Source organism: Aminobacterium sp. MB27-C1, from assembly GCF_030908405.1.
GTDB lineage: Bacteria > Synergistota > Synergistia > Synergistales > Aminobacteriaceae > Aminobacterium.
Genome location: NZ_CP133089.1, coordinates 2319187 through 2336978 on the forward strand (window position 1 = coordinate 2319187; position 17792 = coordinate 2336978).

13 protein-coding genes are annotated in these 17792 nt (G+C 42.0%); all 13 read right to left on the minus strand.

Going from position 1 to position 17792, the window contains the following annotated elements; all coding sequences use genetic code 11:
- Nucleotides 1–13: 13 nt before the first annotated feature.
- Nucleotides 14–4291 carry an acyl-CoA dehydratase activase-related protein gene (locus RBH88_RS11180; RefSeq protein WP_307879654.1) on the minus strand — a complete coding sequence of 1426 codons (4278 nt, stop codon included), beginning with the start codon at nt 4289–4291 and terminating at the stop codon, nt 14–16.
- A 130-nt stretch (nt 4292–4421) separates the two neighbouring features.
- A complete protein-coding gene (locus RBH88_RS11185; protein ID WP_213690050.1) occupies nt 4422–5381 on the minus strand; it encodes an ABC transporter ATP-binding protein in 960 nt (319 codons plus the stop codon).
- Nucleotides 5353–7050, minus strand: coding sequence for an iron ABC transporter permease (locus tag RBH88_RS11190; RefSeq protein WP_307879655.1), 1698 nt, complete (start codon nt 7048–7050; stop codon nt 5353–5355). The genes RBH88_RS11185 and RBH88_RS11190 overlap by 29 nt, the downstream gene beginning before the upstream one ends.
- Nucleotides 7028–8050, minus strand: a complete 1023-nt coding sequence (locus RBH88_RS11195; RefSeq protein WP_307879656.1) for an ABC transporter substrate-binding protein — start codon at nt 8048–8050, stop codon at nt 7028–7030. The genes RBH88_RS11190 and RBH88_RS11195 overlap by 23 nt, the downstream gene beginning before the upstream one ends.
- A 185-nt stretch (nt 8051–8235) precedes the next feature.
- Nucleotides 8236–9432 (minus strand): hypothetical protein, encoded by a 1197-nt coding sequence (locus tag RBH88_RS11200; protein ID WP_213690047.1) that lies wholly within the window; start codon nt 9430–9432, stop codon nt 8236–8238.
- 2 nt (nt 9433–9434) lie between these two features.
- Nucleotides 9435–10382: a hydroxyacid dehydrogenase gene (locus RBH88_RS11205; protein ID WP_213690046.1), complete on the minus strand. Its 948-nt coding sequence runs from the start codon at nt 10380–10382 to the stop codon at nt 9435–9437.
- A 25-nt stretch (nt 10383–10407) separates the two neighbouring features.
- Complete coding sequence (locus RBH88_RS11210) at nt 10408–11163, minus strand: SDR family NAD(P)-dependent oxidoreductase (protein ID WP_307879657.1); 756 nt, start codon at nt 11161–11163, stop codon at nt 10408–10410.
- A gap of 27 nt (nt 11164–11190) precedes the next feature.
- Entirely contained in the window at nt 11191–12687 is a 1497-nt protein-coding gene (locus tag RBH88_RS11215) for a tripartite tricarboxylate transporter permease (protein ID WP_213690044.1), read from the minus strand.
- Between the two features lie 21 nt (nt 12688–12708).
- Nucleotides 12709–13161, minus strand: coding sequence for a tripartite tricarboxylate transporter TctB family protein (locus RBH88_RS11220; protein ID WP_307879658.1), 453 nt, complete (start codon nt 13159–13161; stop codon nt 12709–12711).
- A gap of 64 nt (nt 13162–13225) precedes the next feature.
- Complete coding sequence (locus RBH88_RS11225) at nt 13226–14209, minus strand: tripartite tricarboxylate transporter substrate binding protein (RefSeq protein WP_213690042.1); 984 nt, start codon at nt 14207–14209, stop codon at nt 13226–13228.
- Nucleotides 14210–14259: 50 nt separating this feature from the next.
- On the minus strand, nt 14260–15936 hold the full coding sequence (gene ilvD / locus RBH88_RS11230) for a dihydroxy-acid dehydratase (RefSeq protein WP_307879659.1): 1677 nt from the start codon (nt 15934–15936) through the stop codon (nt 14260–14262).
- Between the two features lie 96 nt (nt 15937–16032).
- On the minus strand, nt 16033–16740 hold the full coding sequence (locus RBH88_RS11235) for a GntR family transcriptional regulator (RefSeq protein WP_213690040.1): 708 nt from the start codon (nt 16738–16740) through the stop codon (nt 16033–16035).
- Between the two features lie 95 nt (nt 16741–16835).
- Nucleotides 16836–17729, minus strand: a complete 894-nt coding sequence (locus RBH88_RS11240; RefSeq protein ID WP_213690039.1) for a DMT family transporter — start codon at nt 17727–17729, stop codon at nt 16836–16838.
- Nucleotides 17730–17792: the final 63 nt, after the last annotated feature.

Sequence of the window (17792 nt, forward strand, 5' to 3'; positions counted from 1 at the left end):
TGAAAGATTCGTATTAAGCCAGCTGTTTTTCATGATGTTGTTTTTTCTCAAAGTCTTCCTGGGCAGACATGATTAAAAGTTGAAGCCGATTGTCATTATTGGTCTTGCTTGTTCCAGGGTCAAGGTCAAGACAAAGCATATCAAGTTTGGGGTAGAGGCGACGTAAAACGCCCTCTACTCCTTTTCCTGTAATATGATTTGCCAGACAGCCAAAGGGTTGAAGGCAAAGAATGTGATTAACTCCTTTTTCAGTCATGTCTATAATTTCTGCAGGCAAAAGCCAGCCTTCACCAGCCTGATTGGCGAGACTTGTCACTCGAGTTACCTTATGAGCAAGGGTTGCAAGGGTTTGTCTCGGTGACGCAAAACGGAAGTCTTTAAAGACATTCTCCACCTTATTTTGGTAGTAGCCAGTAAGATGTTCAATAAAAAGTTCCTTTACTGTACTAAGAAGCCCCGGCTGAATAAGGTACGTTTGCCTATTGAATGCATTATTTTGAAATTTCATAAAGAAAAAAGAAGCTAGCGGAGGAAGCACCGGTTCTATTCTTCTTTCGATAAGTTTATGCACAATATAGTTTTGGGCGTATTCGTTGTAATTTACGAATATTTCTCCTACGATACCAATCGTAGGAACACTCTCTGTCAGTACGGGAAGAGAGTTAAAATGATTTACGGCGTCTCTCAACAGAGTGATTAGGTCATCGAAAGAGCCTTTCTCCCTGAGAATGTTTCCGAGACGATATAAAAATCGAGAATGGAGAGCTTGCGAGCTTCCCTTAACTTCTTCGCGTGGAGCCATAGTCAAGTAGAGCGATGTGAGCATATCTCCCCCTAAAAGGCCGATTAGGAGTCCCTTTGCAGCGTCTTTCTTATTGACCTTAAATCCTGCTGTTTCAAAATCTTCAACGCCAAAAGTCGGTACATTAACATCAGGAAAACCGGCAGCTGACAAGGCCTTTTGCGCTAAGGGAACATAATTGGTCGCGCGGCATTGTCCTCCCGTTTGTGTCATTAGAATAGCTGTTGTTTCAGGGTCGTATTTCTTCTCTATAAACGCTTTTACGACATCGCCAATGAGAATAATAGCTGGATAACACATGTCGTTATGTACAAACTCTAAGCCTATATCAGTTGATTTCTGGTCTTGCGGTGGAAGCACCGAGGCATTTAATCCCAGACTTTCAAAAAGAGGCGGTAGTAACGGAGAATAAAATTCCGAGAACCATGGCACAAGAATTCTTTTATTTTGTAAAGAGTGTGTATCATTATGTGATTCTCCCGCTAACTCATGTATTTCTTGCGTCATTTCTTTTTTCCCAAAATCAAGAATAGATCGAATGCGAATGCGAGCTGCGCCTAAATTAGTGATCTCGTCAATTTTAATAAGGGAATAGTTATATCCTCCAGTTCGCATAATATGTTCCAGTTCATCGGATGTAACGGCATCGACGCCGCAACCAAAGGAAGAAAGATGAAGAAGATCAAGTTTGTTTCTGACTGCTGCTTTTGCTCCGGCGTAAAGCCTATTTGTATAAGCCCATTGCGTAACAACTTGACAATCATCTAAATTCTGGGTGTCCTCTTCCGTGGCAAGAAGATCTGCAGGAATGGCGACAGCTCCAAGATCTGCAATGAGTTGAGGAATACCGTGATTCACAAGAGGGTCAAGATGATATGGACGACATGCTATTGCAAGAATTGGAAGAGACGCAGACCGTGCTTCTTCAAGCGTTTTTTGGGCATTTTCTCGCATTTGTCGCTCATATTCCTGCTGAGCTTTCCGTGCGTTAAGGAAGGCTTTCTCAATACAAGATCTGTTAAGACCAAGCTGCTGTCCATAATTTAAAAGCTGTTTATGAAAAAGAGCAGGATTACGTAAAGAAAAAACAGGTGTGTCGAAAAGGATACCGTATCGTTTTGTCGGATCAAGAGCACTTTTGATCACGTCGCTATAACTACATACAATGGGACAGTTATAGCTATTATTTGCTGTTCGTATCTCTTTTCTTTCGTGGACAATTAGAGGCATAAAAATACGATCAACATTACTCTGAGCCAAAGTAATAATATGACCGTGCGTTAGCTTTGCCGGAAAACAAATATTATCAGACATTACAGACGATGCGCCTAGTTCGTTGATTTTTTCATGTGACTCGGGGGAAAGTACAACCTCAAAGCCACATTCTCTAAAGAAAGTGCACCAGAAAGGATAGAGTTCATAGGTATTAAGCGTTCGTGGAATGCCGACTGTTCCCCGCCTTTTCCCTAAAGGTTTTGTAGGGCGATGGAAGAGCGTTTTAAAGCGGAGTTCGAATAAGTTACCTCCTTGCTTTTTCTTTTCTCCGTTGCTGAAATGTCTCTGACAACGATTGCCTGTATAAAATTTTTGACCCGTCGAAAAGGTTAAGCATGTTACTGCACAAGCGTTTCCACATCCATGGCAGTGAGTTGTTCGACTAGAAGGAGCTTCCCATGCTTCAAGAATATTTAGAATGTTACGCTCTGATGGAAGATTCTTTTTCTGCTGCCATTGCTCCATGGCATAAATAGCTGCTCCCCAGGCACCCATAAGACCGGCTTCGACGGGGCGAATAACCTGCCTGTCAGTTATCTTTTCGAGAGCTCGAAGCACTGCCGGATTCTGGAAGGTGCCACCCTGAACTACTATAAGAGGGCCAAGGTCGTTATAATCTCTCATTTTGAGAACTTTATGGAGCGAATTTCGAATAACAGAGTAGGCCAGTCCCGCCGCAATATCGGCCACGCTTCGACCTTCGTTAAGAGCTTGTTTTACGCTGGAATTCATAAAAACAGTGCAACGTGTTCCTAAGTCGCAAGGATGAGTCGCTTCACAGGCGATTTTTGCAAAACGTTCCATGGTAAGACCTAATGATTCAGCGAAAGTTTGTATAAAGCTGCCACATCCTGATGAGCAGGCTTCGTTTATTTTTATCGTGTCGAGGCGATTATCTTTGATGCCCATGGCTTTCATATCCTGTCCACCAATGTCCAGAATGAAAGAGGCTTGTGGGCAGAGAGTTCGAGCTGCTTTAAAATGAGCCATCGTTTCCACAAGACCATACCCAAGGTCAAGAGCCTTATGTATAAGATCTTCTCCGTAACCTGTGCTGGCTCCTTCTACTATTTTTAAATCGTGTCGTTTTGCAGCTGTAAATTCTCTTTTAAAATGTTGAAGAGCGTCAAGTGTAAGATGGAGAGCGTCTCCTCGGTTAGGTTTATAGTACGAAGCAACAACCTTTTTGTTGCGATCAATGCAGACCAGTTTTGTCGTTGTAGATCCTGAATCAACACCAAGGAAAAGAGGCCCTTCAACTTTCTTTATAGAGATGGAAGGTAAAGCCCATTGATTATGACGGTGAGTCCATTCCAGATATTCATCATTGCTCGAAAAAAGAGGGGGCAAATCTGCTTTATTGGAAGAAATAAGACTTCTTCCTTCTTGAATATGAGAAATAAGTGAGTCTATAGATACAATGCATTCCTTATCGTGAAAAAGCGCGGCGCCAAGTGCCGGTAAAAGTCGAGGATATTTAAGAAATGCTACGTCTTTATTCTCATCTAAGTTAAGCTGTTCTATAAAAGCACGACGTAAAGCAGGAAAAAAGAAAAGGGGGCCTCCTGCGAAAAGTACCTCTCTTTTGACTTCTCTCCCTTTAGAAAGAGATGTGAGAACATGAAGCGCAATGGATTTAAAAACGGAAGCGGCAATATCTTCCGGTTTTGCCCGTTGTGCAAGAAGAGATTGAATATCTGTTTTGGCAAAGACACCACAACGTGACGCGATGGTATAAATAGCTTTTCCTTTGCAAGCCAATGTATTTAAAACATCAAGATTGACTCCAAGAAGAGAAGCTATTTGATCTATAAAAGCTCCTGTCCCCCCAGCACAAGCTCCGTTCATATTCATGTCGGGATTAAGGTTATTGTCAAAAAATATTATTTTCGAATCTTCCCCGCCGAGTTCAATCATAGTTCGGACATGGGGTGTTCGTTTCCTGATATAGCGAGCGGATGCTACTACTTCCTGAACGAAGGGCAAGGCATAACGAGCTGCCAGATTCATTCCAGCGGAACCTGTAATGGCAACGTTGTGTATGCTGTTTTTAAACTTTTGAGTGCACTCGCTTAATATAGATAGAAGAGTGCCAGAAGGATCGGCGTTATGTCGTTCGTATGCAGAAAAAAGCAGCTGCCCTGTAGGACTACAAACAACAACCTTCACAGTAGTAGAGCCGAGATCAATACCAGTAGGAAAAGCACCTTTCACATATATCACCTGCTCGGAACAGCCGCGAATATATAGTTATAATGCGGTTTCTATTATTTTATTGTACCTTTAGCAAGGATATTTGCATGATTGTTTACCGATTATGGCGAGGGAATAAAGATAAAAAACATTAAAAGAGTGGCATTATGCTCTCTTTATTGAATGTAACCTTTACCTTTCGACCTTCTTCCCAATTTTGATCTATTCGGCTGAGTATATCTGCTTCAATTACTTGTTTTTCTACTGCGATGAAATACGTTGTCATGGCTCCTTTAAATTGGTGCCCAACTATAATTCCTTCATATTGGCCATGTTCCTCGGAGAGAGAAATATCCTCTGGGTGAACAGCTATTTTTTTGTTACCTTTTAGAGTGAAGATATTACTTCGCCCTATGAAGTCTGCAACAAAACTATTTTGAGCAGAGGTGTATATTTTTCGAGGGGTATCCACTTGTGTAATAGAACCCTTTTCCATAACAACTACCCGATCTGAAAGGGCTAGAGCTTCTTCTTGATCATGAGTAACGTAGAGAGCTGTAATGCCAAAGTCTTTTTGTATTTGACGTATTTCTCTTCTCATGCGTATTCGAAGTTTTGCGTCGAGGTTGCTTAAGGGTTCATCAAGAAGCAGCACTTTAGGCTGAGTAATGAGAGATCTGGCGAGCGCTACGCGTTGTTGCTCTCCCCCGCTTAATTGGTCGATTGTTTTCGCCGCAGCATTGGGAAGGCCAACTTTTTCTAACATTTCGAGCCCCATTTGAAGAGTTTTTTTACGGGCTATTTTTTTAAATTTCAGGCCGTATGTAACATTTTCGAGAACATCCATATGGGGAAAAAGCGCATAGCTTTGAAACACTGTAGCTGTTGGTCGCTTTTCTGGAGGAAGGGAGGTAATATTCTCTCCTTCCAATATAATTTCACCCCTATTTGGCTGAAGGAAGCCTCCTACCATTCGCAATGTGGTTGTTTTTCCACACCCACTTGGACCAAGAAGGGATACAAGCTCTCCTTCTTGTACGTTGAGTGAAAAGTCAATAACGGCACGGACATTGCCAAACTTTTTATTGAGCTGCTTTAATTGAAGGTACATAGCTTTCCTCCGTTTTGTGTACAGATATAGATTTTTTTCTTAAGAAAAACCATGAAAAGGAGACATTGACAATCATAACAACAAGAATAATAACTGAGGCCATTACAGAACTAACACCTATATCACCTTGTTGAATAGCATCAAACATTTCTGCTGTTGCTACCTTTGTATAGGGTGTAATGAGAAAAATAATGCCTCCAATAGTGGTCATAGTGAATGTAAATGTATTAACAAAGCTAACAAGAAATGCCGGCTTGAGTAACGGTATAATGACATCTTTAAAAACGTGAAGGCCTTTGCCTCCCTGGTCTCTGACAGCGTCTTCCAATTCAGGATTGATTTGAGCAAGTACAGAAATGCCACTTTTTACACCTAACGTAAGTTGGCGGTATACGCAATTTGTAACGATAAGAAACCCCGTGCCAAGTACGGCTTCTGGCATCCAGTTAAAGGCGAGAAGATAGGCGATGCCAAAAAAAGGTCCAGGAAGTATAAAGGGCAAATCTGCAATGAAATCAATAGCATGTGTAAAAGGCCCTTTTTTACGCCCTAAAAACCACGCTAGAGCAATTCCCATTATTCCTGCAGCGAGTGCTGAAACGGTAGCATATTTAATACTTCGAAGTAGACTGCCCAATTTTGCCAGTTTAAGCGTTTGTATATGATGTAATGTAAAGGAAAAATTGACTCCCCATGTTTTTACAAGGGCTCCGCTGAATATGGTTGTATATTTTAATAGTTCAAAAAGAATAAAACTCCATGTGACGATCCAAATGGTGGTGCTTACCCAAGAAGGGAGAGAGCATTCCTCATGGGTAGTTGCCGTTGTTTTTTTGGAGAAGAGAGGTGTTCCAGCCATTATTTTTCTGTAAATAAGAAAAACTATAAAAGCGGGAATAACGAGCAATGTGGATATGGCAGAAGCTTTGGGAAGGTTATATGTTCCAATAGCTGTCATATAGGCCTGAGTAGCGAGCACATTGTAATTTCCTCCAATGAACATAGGCGTTCCAAAATCGGAAAGAGATCGAATAAAGACGATAAGAGCGGCAGTAACGATTCCAGGTCGTGCTAAGGGAAGAGTAATATGCCATAGTGTGCTCCATTTACTTGCACCCAAGTCAAGAGAAGCTTGCTCAAGGCTGCGATCTATTCCTTTAAGTACTGCAATAATTAAAAAAGCGGCAATAGTTGCCAAACCGATTGATTCCATCATTATGATGCCGTGTGCTCCATAAGGATTCCAATGGAGTTTTAAAATTTTCCATGTAATCAGTCCTCTTCGCCCAAAAAGCATGATATAGGCTAGTGATGAAACGAAAGGCGGGGAGATGAGAGTGAGAAGCAACACCATAAGCACAAGCTTTTTCCCTTTGAAAGATGTATGTGTAACGTAAAGAGCACAACATAGGCCTATGAATAAAGCAATAATAGTTGTCCAAAAGCCCACAAAAAGACTGTTTTTCAACAAGCTTCGGTTGGTGGTAAAAAGATTTCGATAATGCTCGAAACTGAAGCTCCCATTGAAAAAAATACTTTCTTTTAATATTGCTAATGTTGGCCAGAGAATAAAAATTAAAACACCTGCGCTCAACAAGAGGTAAAGATAAAAAAGGGCATCTTTTGATGCCCCGATGATGCTATTTTTACTGTTCTGCTTTATTGCCAAATTCCTTTTGCCACCTCTCAATAATGCTTTTTCTCATTTCTCCGGATTTTACAGGATCAACGACGATGATTTTAGCTTCTCCAAGTCCGCGAAGGTATTCAGGAACATCGGCATCAGGACGAGTTGCTACTTTAGCAGTATGAGCCATCTGTACTTCTTGTCCACGTTTAGAAAGGCACCAGTCCACAAAAGCTTTTGCCACTTCCATATTTTTCGTTCCTTTAAGTATGGCGATAGGAGAGATAAAACCAGGAGTTCCCTCTTTAGGGAAAACGGAAGCGACAGGATATCCCTGTTCAATAATTTTTACACCGCAATCGTAAGGGTCGATTCCAATGGCGACTTCTCCAAGAGCTGCTTTGTTAGGAGGCGCGGCTCCTCGTTTGGTGTAAAAGGGGATATTGGCGTTAATTTTTTCTATGAGATCCCAGCCCTTTTCTTCTCCGAAGAGTTGAATGAGGTGGAAAAGAACGGAATAGTTTGTTCCGGAGATAGCAGGATTGCTCATTATGATTTCACCCTTGTATTCCGGTTTTCCGAGATCAACCCAGCTTGTGGGCATAGGCAGATTTTTCTCTTTTACGACGTCTTTGTTAATAATAAAGTCTACAGCACAAACGGAAAGGCCGGTCCAGTATCCATTGGGATCTTTATATTGTGCTGGTATTTTTTCTGACTCTGGAGAAATATAGGGCTCAAGAAAGCCTTCTTGGCCAGCTTTTACGTAGCTGTCGACTCCACCACTGAACCAAGCGTCTGCTAAAGCTTTTCCATTGGCTGCGCGAAGTCGTGTTAGAACCTCTCCAGAAGACATTTCAAGGTAGTTTACCTTTATTCCGGTATCTTTCGTGAATTCTGCCATGATTTCGTCAATGCCAGTTGCTGCAATAAAAATACTGATCGTCTCTCCTGCCAGAGGTTTGTCGGCGCTGGCAAAAGCCATTGAACCAGCACTTACAACGAGGCAAGCAAGAAGAAGAGCTGCGAAAACTTTTTTCACGTGTAATCCTCCTTTAAACAGCTTATGTAATATAATTTATTCCAAAGGGCAATAATACTTGAAAGAAAATGTATAGTCAATGAAAAAACCTTCTTTATCTGACTTGGCATTAAAAAAGGGACTCTTTATAAAAGAGTCCCTTTTCTGTGAGTAATGGTATTAGGAGATGTTAAGAATTAGGTCGCTTATTTAAGCTCCTCACTTGCTATAGCTTTGAATTCATTGTCTGTAAGAAGTCGTTTATGTTGAATTCCAAAATTTTTAACTTTGGCAAGTATGTTTCGCATCTGTTCATCTGTTGCAGATAAGCCAAGTCTACTGAGATTTACTTCAACCGATTTTACTCCACTTTTCTTTCCCAAAACGATTTGGGGGGCATTTCCTACAAATTCGGGATTTAGAGAGAACATGGCTAAAGGACGTTCTTTTAACATTTCAATTCCAATACCTGACTCTCTGGTGAAGATTCTGTCTCCGATGATCGGTTCATTTCCGGCAAGGGGAACGTGGCACATTTCAGAAATATCCTGTGCAATTTCTTTGAAAGATGTAAAGTCTGTTCCATAGTCAATGTTGAACATGACTTTCAGTGCCATAAGTACTTGATAAAGAGAGGTGTTACCTGTACGTTCACCGAGGCTGTTAAGGCATGTGTGAATAACGTCTGCTCCACCCTCTACTGCCGCAAGACTGTTTGCAAGGGCCATTCCAAAGTCGTTATGGGTATGAACCTCTACAGAGAGACCTGTGAGATTTTTAACTCGCCGTACAAGCTGGAACATGGCGCCAGGAAGAATGCAGCCAGTAGTATCGACAACTCCAACACTGTCAGGTGCACAATAATCGCAGACAGAGTCCAGTAAGTTTTCAAGATCATTCCAATCAGCTCGTGTTGTATCATATGGGAAAAGAACGGTATACAGTCCTGCCTCTTTTGACGCTTTGACGGCTTCTTTTGTCTTTTTCGCTACATCTTCCCATGTCCATCCGAACTGGTAAAGAAGCTTAGGTTTTCCAATTGGAACTTCAATAACCACACCGTGTGCTCCACATTCCGTAGCCATTTCAATATCTTTAACCATGGCGCGGGCAAATGTAAAAATTTTAGAAGGAAGGTTATCTTTAACGATAGCCTTTATTGCTCTTTTATCGTCTTCGGAGACAGCAGGCATGCCTGCTTCAATACGCTCGACTCCCATTTTAGAGAGAATACGGGCAATTTTGAGTTTGTCTTCAGGAGTAAAAACGACACCAGGTGTTTGCTCTCCGTCTCTCAGTGTCGCGTCGTGAATCTGAACATGCTGAGGGAGAGACAGTGTCTGACGATATTCTTCATTAAAAGGACTTGTCCACCAATTCTCCGTCTGGTAGTTTTTTTTCATTGTTATTTGGCCTCCTTTAGAACGTCTGGATTGACGATGTAATCCGGTTTTTCTCCGTTCAATACTCGTACAACGGCTTCTGCAGCACCAGTAGCCATTCTGTAAATAGCTTCATGCGTTAATGCGGCGCTGTGGGGTGTCATGAGAACATTGGGCACTTGAAGCAGGGCAGAATCAAGGCGAGGCGGCTCTTCGGGAAATACGTCTAAAGCTGCTCCTCCAATATGACCTTCTCTGAGAGATTGGGCTACATCATCCACATTGATGATGGGGCCACGGGCAGCATTGATGAGGATAGCGCCCTTTTTCATTAAAGCGAGTTCTTTTTTCCCGATCATTTGTCGGGTTTCCTCTGTCAGAGGAGTGTGAAGCGTAATAAAATCAGATTTTTTTAAAAGCTCTTCAAGGGTTTCTACTTGTTTGACACCTTCTGATGTGCTTACATAAGGATCGTAAACAAGAATATTCATGGCAAAACCATCATGCGCGATACGGCAAACAGCCTTGCCAACTTTGCCGAAACCTACAATTCCGAGTGTTTTCCCATTTAATTCAGAAAGACCTAGATGGTCTCTTTCGTTAAATTTCCCTTCTCTTATGCAGGAATCACTTAGGGTATATTTCTTGATAAAATAAAGCATCATGCCTATTACATGTTCTGCAACAGAAACAGCGTTGGCATAAGGAGTATTTCCTACAATAATTCCCGCTTCAGTTGCATATTCGAGGTCTATATTGTCTACGCCAACACCATGGCGTCCAATAACCTTAAGATGGGGCAATTGACGAAGAAAATCTCTTTTCAAGGGGGAAGTCCGAATAACAAGCCCCTCAATGGAAGCTTTGTTATTTTCGTTTAACTCCTCTCTTGTAATGAGAGTGTGGCCAGCTTTTTTAAGAATATTGAGTCCGTCTTCAGATATAGGGTCATATATTAATACAGTACTCATCAAGCTCTTCCTTTCCGTTGAAAAATTAGTCGATTGTTCGTCCGCCGTCGATTAATAAAAGCTGACCTGTAATGTAGTCAGAGTAGGGAGAGGCCAGAAAAAGAACGGGACCGACAATATCATCTGTTTTGCCAAGACGTCGCATTGGTATCTTTGAAATCATATTTTCTTTAACGCCGGGGCCGCTAATAAGTTTTGAGGTAAGGGGTGTTTCAACAAAGCCGGGTCCAATGGCGTTAACGTTGACGTTATGTTCTCCCCACTCATGAGCGAGGACCTTTGTCATCTGATATACTCCACCCTTTGCGCTGGCGTAGGGGGCTCGTTTTAAATGTCCACGAACAGCGGAAACAGAGGCGGTGTTTATTATTTTCCCCCCACCTTGTTTCACCATAAAACGTCCCACAGCCTGGGCACAATAGAACATACCTGAGAGATTGACATTAATAACTCTCTGCCACTCTTCAGCGGAAATATCGAGTGCAAACTTCCGAACATTAATTCCAGCATTGTTACAGAGGACATCAATTCTTCCATGTTTTTTTACTACTGATTCAATAGCAGAATTTACCTGCTCGGAATTACTCACATCAAGATAAAGGAATTCCGCTTTTTTCCCTTCTTTGTTGAGTTCTGAGGCAAATTGTACGCCGTCGGCTTCATTTACATCGGCAATGATCACGGTGGCTTCTTCTTGTGCAAAAGCTTCTGCCATGGCTTTACCGAGACCGCTGGCTCCTCCCGTAACAATAACGACTTTTGATTTGAGGTTTAAATCCATCGTATACACTCCTTTGTTTCTATCTCTTTATGCTGCGCTGCATGCTTTCTTGCGCTGCATGTGATTTCTCATAATAGGTAAAGCGATTAAAATAAGACTGAACACCAGTAAAAGAAGAGTTACAGGACGAGTTACAAAAACACTCAAGTCTCCGCGGTACATAAAGAAAGCTCGTCTGAAATGAGTTTCAGCCATTCCACCAAGGATGAATCCCAAAACGATAGGTGCAACTCCGTAATTCAGCTTGTTGAAGAAGTATCCAATGACACCAAAGAGCATCATTATGAATACGTCGAAAAGACTGCCTCCCACACCATAAGCACCGACAGTGCACATTACGAGAATGAAAGGTGTCAATATATAACGAGGAATTTTCAGGATCTTCACAAACAACCTGATGCCGAAAGATTGGAAAATAAACATAAACACATTGGCTAAAAGAAGCATGGCAAAGATGCCATAGATAATTTCCGGCGTATCTTTAAAAAGCAAGGGGCCAGGACGAAGTCCATGAATCAACAATCCTCCGAGCATAACAGCTGTAGTTGAATCTCCTGGAATTCCAAGAGTGAGCATGGGAACGAGAGCGCCTCCTGTAACGGCATTATTGCTTGTTTCCGAAGCAATTACTCCGTCAATGCAGCCCTTACCAAACTCTTCTGGAGTTTCAGAGAGACGTTTTGCTTGGTCATACGATACGAAAGAAGCGATGCTACAGCCTGCTCCTGGAAGAATTCCTACGATAGTCCCTATAATTGCGGAAGAGAGGATAATCCATTTTCTTTTGATAAGTGTTCCTAAAGAAGGGAATTGTCCTTTTAGGCCCTTATTACTTGTTAATTCTACAGATGTCCCTATGGTTTCTGCATCTTCCAACGCTTTTGATACAGCAAAGAGCCCAATGAGAACAGGCAGAAGATTAAGTCCACTCAAGAGGTTGGGAATTCCAAAACTGTATCGCACCATACCTGTAACAGGGTCTGTCCCGATAAAGGATATAAAAACACCGATAAGGCCAGCGATAATTCCCTTTATAAGTGACTTTGATGAGACGCTGGCAATAACAGTCAATCCGAGAACTGCAAGAGAAAAATATTCTGTTGGTCCGAAACCCAAAGCGAAACGGGCTAGTTTGGGAGCAACGAACATTAATACTCCTACACTGAAAAGGCCACCAATAAAAGAGACGAGAAGAGATGTACCAAGAGCCAATCCCGCTTGTCCCTTTTGGGCCATTGGGTAGGCATCAAAGGTAGTACATATTGATGCAGGAGTTCCTGGAATACGAAGAAGTGTAGATGAGATAGAACCACCTGCTGTTCCTCCGCAGAAAGCTCCTACAAGCATACCCATTCCCGCCACGGGAGTAAGTCCGAAGGTGACTGGAATAAGCAAGGCAACTGCCATGGTAGAGGTTAGTCCAGGAAGTGCTCCGAATATAATTCCTAAAACAGTTCCAATGGCAGTAAAAATAACTGCTTCTGGTTGTAAGGCACCGATAAGACCTTGAATAAGCGCCGTCATAATGAATACCCCCCTGTTTTCCTATGGAAGTAGTGTGTGAAAAAAACGTGTAAAAAGAGAGAAAAGGGCCCACGAGGAAACACAAGAGAAAATAACGATCCTTACCGCTTTTTTATCAAATTTTCCATAAAAGAAGAGCCCCAATACGCTCATAAAAAGAATAGAAGCAAAGACAAAGCCGATTTTTTCCAAGAGCAACACATATATGAATGAGATAAAAAGAGTAACGACAACCTTCACTTTCCCACTGATATTAAGCTCCATCTCTTCTGAAGAATCATCATTTTTTGTCTGCTTACAGGCAAAGAATAAGACTGCAAGAGAAAGTACAATAATCGTTAAGAGAACGATATAGGGGAAAAATCTAGGGCCAAGTATTGCTCCTGAAGCGCTCTTGATTTGTGCAGTTTGAAGCAAAAAAAAGCCAGAAATTATAATTATGGCAAGGGACGTTACCATATCTGCCTTGCGCATTGTGACATTCCTCCTTGGTTCAAAGTGGGGGACGATTTTTTATCGTCCCCCTTCTTTTCTAATTCTATTTCTGTTTCAGGCCGAGTTCGTCAATAAGGGGATAAATCCAGTCAGCTTCTTTTTTAAGCCAGCTTTCAAAGGCATCTCCACCTGAGAAACTTGTTCCTGCACAGAGAATACTCGTAACGTCTTTTCTGAATGCTTCTGATTTCTGAACTTGATCCAAAGCATCTATCCATGCTGCTCTAACATCTTCAGGCATGTTTTTAGGGCCGGAAATTCCTCTCCACTGAAAGAGCTTTACGTTAAGTCCCTGCTCTTCACAGGTCATAACTTCTGGGAAAAGGGGATGGCGTACCTCACCCATGGTTCCAAGAATCTTAATTTCGCCGCCCTCCCAATGGGAATAGATTTCTGCGGGTTGCTGAACGATAACGTCTACAAAGCCGCCGAGTAATCCTGCCACAGCTTCAGCTCCGCTGGAGTAGCCAATGCCATCTATTTCTATTCCAGCAGACTTAATGAACTGATTAGCTGCAAGGTATGTAAAGCCACCGATTCCAGCGAAACCAATGCGCAGTTTGCCAGGATTTTCTTTTGCGTAGGTTATAAGTTCTGCAATACTATTCCAGGCTGCGTCTTTACCGACACAAATTGTTTCGTCTTCAACGATAACTCGGCCAAGGTTTGTAAAATCACTGTATTGAAAATCAACGTTGCCGATTCCGCCTAAGGTAAGAAGAGATCCATTTGATACGACAACCGTATAACCGTCGGGCTTGCTTGTCATGGTTTTGACGTAGCCTACAGCTCCACCGCCACCAGGTACGTTTTGTACAACGACAGGCTGCCCTAAAACGGGTTCAAGATGCTTGGCAAGAAGCCGAGCGAAGGTATCTGTTGACCCACCGGGGTTATATCCTACGACGATATTAACGGTGTTGTTAGGCCACTCTGCTTTAGCAGAAGCTTGTGTTGGACCTAAGAAGAAGAGTGCTGCAGCTAAAAAACAACATACAAAGAGAGCTGAGGTAAAACGCTTTTTCATATCTAAATCCCCCTTATTAATAAAATATTTCTATAAATTTATATATAAAGCTATGCTTCGTCGCGAAGAATAGCGCCTTTCCAAACGCTTTCAACATCTTTGCTGTATCGGCGAAGGTACTTGCTGTTGACTTTGCAGGGAATAGGAACCCAGCTTTTTTTACGTTCAGCCAGCTCTTCTTCTGATACGTGTAATTCTATTGAGCGGTTGGGAATATCTATAGTGATGAGATCACCATCTTTTACAAGGGCAATAGCTCCTCCCTTTGCCGCTTCTGGAGCAACATGTCCAACACAGGGACCGTGAGTACAACCAGAAAAACGTCCATCGGTAACGAGCGCGGTAGTTTCTCCTAATCCAGCCCCCATTAAAATGGCTGTTGCCGCGAGCATTTCACGCATTCCAGGGCCGCCTTTGGGGCCTTCATAACGGATAACAACTACGTCTCCCTCTTTGATTTCACCATTAAGCATGGCAGCAATGGAGTCTTCTTGAGAGTTATACACTTTGGCTGGTCCTGTATGTTTTTGCATCTTTTCAGAGACGGCAGTCTGTTTTATAACAGAGCCTTCTGGAGCGAGGTTTCCTTTTAATATGGCAAGACTTCCTTCTTTATGAAGAGGGTCATTAATAGGGTGAATAACATCTGTATCTGTGATTTTCGCGTCCTTGCAAAGTGTTCCCCATGTTTCCCCCATTATTGTCTGGACGCCCATATGGAAGTGGTCCTCTCCAAGTTCTTTAATAACTGCGGGAATGCCTCCGGCCAAGTCGAAATCTTCAAGGGAATATTTCCCAGAGGGTTTCACGTTGACAAGGTGTGGAGTTCTTTTACAAAGGCGCTCAAAATCATCTGAGTCAAGATGAAGTCCAAATTCTTGTGCAATAGCGGGAAGGTGTAAAACTGAATTTGTTGATCCACCAATAGCCATATCTACAACAACAGTATTTTCGAGAACTTCCTGAGTGACGATATCTCTGGGGCGGATATTATTTTTGACGAGATCAACAATGATTTCTCCGCTTTGTTTGGCCTGGCGATATTTTTTAGAATATACAGCGGGAGTTGTTGTTGAACCTGGAATTGAAAGGCCAAGAACCTCTGTGAGACATGACATGGTATTTGCGGTTCCCATCATTGAGCATGATCCTGAGGTAGGACAGACATTATTCTCAAATTCTTTGAATTCAAGTTCTGAAAGGAGCCCCTGCTTTACCTTAGCCCCTGCCTCACGTATTTCATAAATAGCAACGTCTTTCCCCTGAAATTTTCCTGCCAGCATGGGCCCTCCCGTAACGATGACTGTAGGAAGGTTCAAGCGTCCAGCAGCCATCATCATTGCGGGAACAATTTTATCGCAGGAGGCGATTAATACGAGGCCATCAAGTCTTTGTGCTTCTGCAATGACTTCGACGGAATCAGCTATAATCTCGCGGCTTGGGAGAACAAAGCACATTCCAAAGTTACTCTGAGTGATTCCATCGCAGATAGATATGGTATTAACTTCAAAGGGTATACCGCCAGCGGTATAGACGCCTCTTTTAACCGCCTCCGAAACTTCCCGAAGATGCTTATGTCCGGGATGCATCTCATTGAATGTATTTATAACGCCTATGAAAGGTTTGTGCAGATCTTCTTCGAGCAGACCGATACATTTTAAATGACTCCGATTTCCGGCGTGGTCGAGACCATCAACAACGTCTTTATTACTTCGTAGATTATCCAACGTAACCCCTCCATTAGAAAAAATCATATCGAATACTTTTAAGTATCCATTTTTTAATTTTATAAATAAAGTTTCCGAACATCTGTGTCGGAAAAATTACAGCTTAAAAAAATGTGCGACGTCAATGAACCTTTCTTTATAACTTTTTCGTATATGAGTGATCATCTCTTGGCGTGCTCGCTCCGGATCTCCTGATGCTATGGCATCTATGATGCGCGCATGTTCGAGATAGCTCAGGGGTTTTTGCGAGGAGAGAGGGAAAATATCAACGGAACTCGAATAGAAGCTGGAAAGATAAAAAGTATAAAGTTGCGATTTCCAGAAAATTTGTCGAAAAAAACGTTTCAAATAGAGATTTTGGCTCATATCTACAATTTTGCAGTGAATTTCTTTATTGATAGCTGTGTACGCTTTGCGATCGCTATTTTTAAAGGATTGTTCCTCTTTAAAGTTTAATTCTCTAAGATATGTTATATCTTTTCGGGAAATGGATTGGGCGGCTTCAAAAGCGGCTTCACTCTCAAGAAGTTCTCTCATCGTATATATGTGTTTCATATCTAAGGGTGTAAGAATGGGAACAATATACCCTTTTTCCCGTTGAGGATCTTCTAATATGCCTTCAGAAACAAGTCGACTTATAGCATGGCGTACTGGAGTTCGGCTAACTCCGAGTTGTTCGGCTAACTGGGTTTCATAAATACGGTCTCCTGGCTTAATGTTATGAGACATAATTTCATCGACAATATATTGTTCTACGATCTCTTCAGCTTTCTTTTTTGTCCCATCCTTTTGTCCAAGAGACATAATATGCTCCCCTCACTTAATTAAAAAGTAGCCACTTACGTATCCATTTGTATAATAATCAAAAGGACGCTTTATGTCAAATAAAAGAGGAATTTTTAAACACCCATTGCGACAGAACCGCTAATAATAAGAGCCATACCTGCCCAATGAGAGGCGAGAGGATGTTCTCGCATGAATATAAGCGCTCCAATAGCTGTTAAGAAGGGGCTGGATGCTGTTATTGGAGTGGCGACAGAAACGGGAGCAAAATTCATCGCTAATGCAAAGACATACCCTCCCACAGCCAAGCCAATACTGCCTGCCATGAGAACACTGAGCTGATCCCCACGTGAGGAGCGACGAAGAAAGTGCCATCGTTCTGGATTTTTACGCGATGTAAAACGCCATAAAATCCATGCTGAAGGCATAAGGAAGGCTGCTCTCCAAAATGTTAGAGAGATAGGGTCTATTCCATGTATAGAAATGGCCCATTTTGTTATGGGGATGGAAATTCCCCAGCAAAGGGCAGCTACAAGAGCTGAGATATAGCCACGTTTGGCGTGGGGTGTAGCGGTACTTCCATTAGTTGTACCTCTCATGCATATAAGTCCTAATACAATGAGAACGGTTCCTATTAGAACATGAAAAGTGATATGCTCATTTAGCCAAAAATAAGAAACAGCTGTTACGACAAGTGGGTACGAGCTGCTGATAGCAACGGAACGACTTATGCCGAGATCTTGAATAGAACGAAAATAAAGGGTGTCCCCTACAATATTTCCAATGAATATATTAATAAAAATGGCAAAAAGAGCAAGATTGTCTGAGTGCCAGATAAGAGTTGCTGGTGCACTTACAAGAGCAATTAAAAAAGATGCGCTCAAAAAGCCGATAGAACGAATAGCACTAATTTCGAAAAAATTGAGATCTCTCATGCCTCTTTTTAAAAACAGAGGGGAAGTTGCCCAACACATTGCAGCAAGAACGCTAAAGACAAGCCCCAGCATCATCGTCATAAATCCTCGCAGTCGAAAATAATAGAATACAAAATCGCTCAAGCAATTATAGAAAGC

What these genes read in the sequence shown, in the direction of transcription:
- RBH88_RS11185 (WP_213690050.1), bottom strand. Translation starts at nt 5,381, where the DNA reads ATGTACCTTCAATTAAAGCAGCTCAATAAAAAGTTTGGCAATGTCCGT.
- RBH88_RS11200 (WP_213690047.1), bottom strand. Translation starts at nt 9,432, where the DNA reads ATGAAAAAAAACTACCAGACGGAGAATTGGTGGACAAGTCCTTTTAAT.
- RBH88_RS11205 (WP_213690046.1), bottom strand. Translation starts at nt 10,382, where the DNA reads ATGAGTACTGTATTAATATATGACCCTATATCTGAAGACGGACTCAAT.
- RBH88_RS11210 (WP_307879657.1), bottom strand. Translation starts at nt 11,163, where the DNA reads ATGGATTTAAACCTCAAATCAAAAGTCGTTATTGTTACGGGAGGAGCC.
- RBH88_RS11215 (WP_213690044.1), bottom strand. Translation starts at nt 12,687, where the DNA reads ATGACGGCGCTTATTCAAGGTCTTATCGGTGCCTTACAACCAGAAGCA.
- RBH88_RS11220 (WP_307879658.1), bottom strand. Translation starts at nt 13,161, where the DNA reads ATGCGCAAGGCAGATATGGTAACGTCCCTTGCCATAATTATAATTTCT.
- RBH88_RS11225 (WP_213690042.1), bottom strand. Translation starts at nt 14,209, where the DNA reads ATGAAAAAGCGTTTTACCTCAGCTCTCTTTGTATGTTGTTTTTTAGCT.
- RBH88_RS11235 (WP_213690040.1), bottom strand. Translation starts at nt 16,740, where the DNA reads ATGTCTCTTGGACAAAAGGATGGGACAAAAAAGAAAGCTGAAGAGATC.
- RBH88_RS11240 (WP_213690039.1), bottom strand. Translation starts at nt 17,729, where the DNA reads ATGATGCTGGGGCTTGTCTTTAGCGTTCTTGCTGCAATGTGTTGGGCA.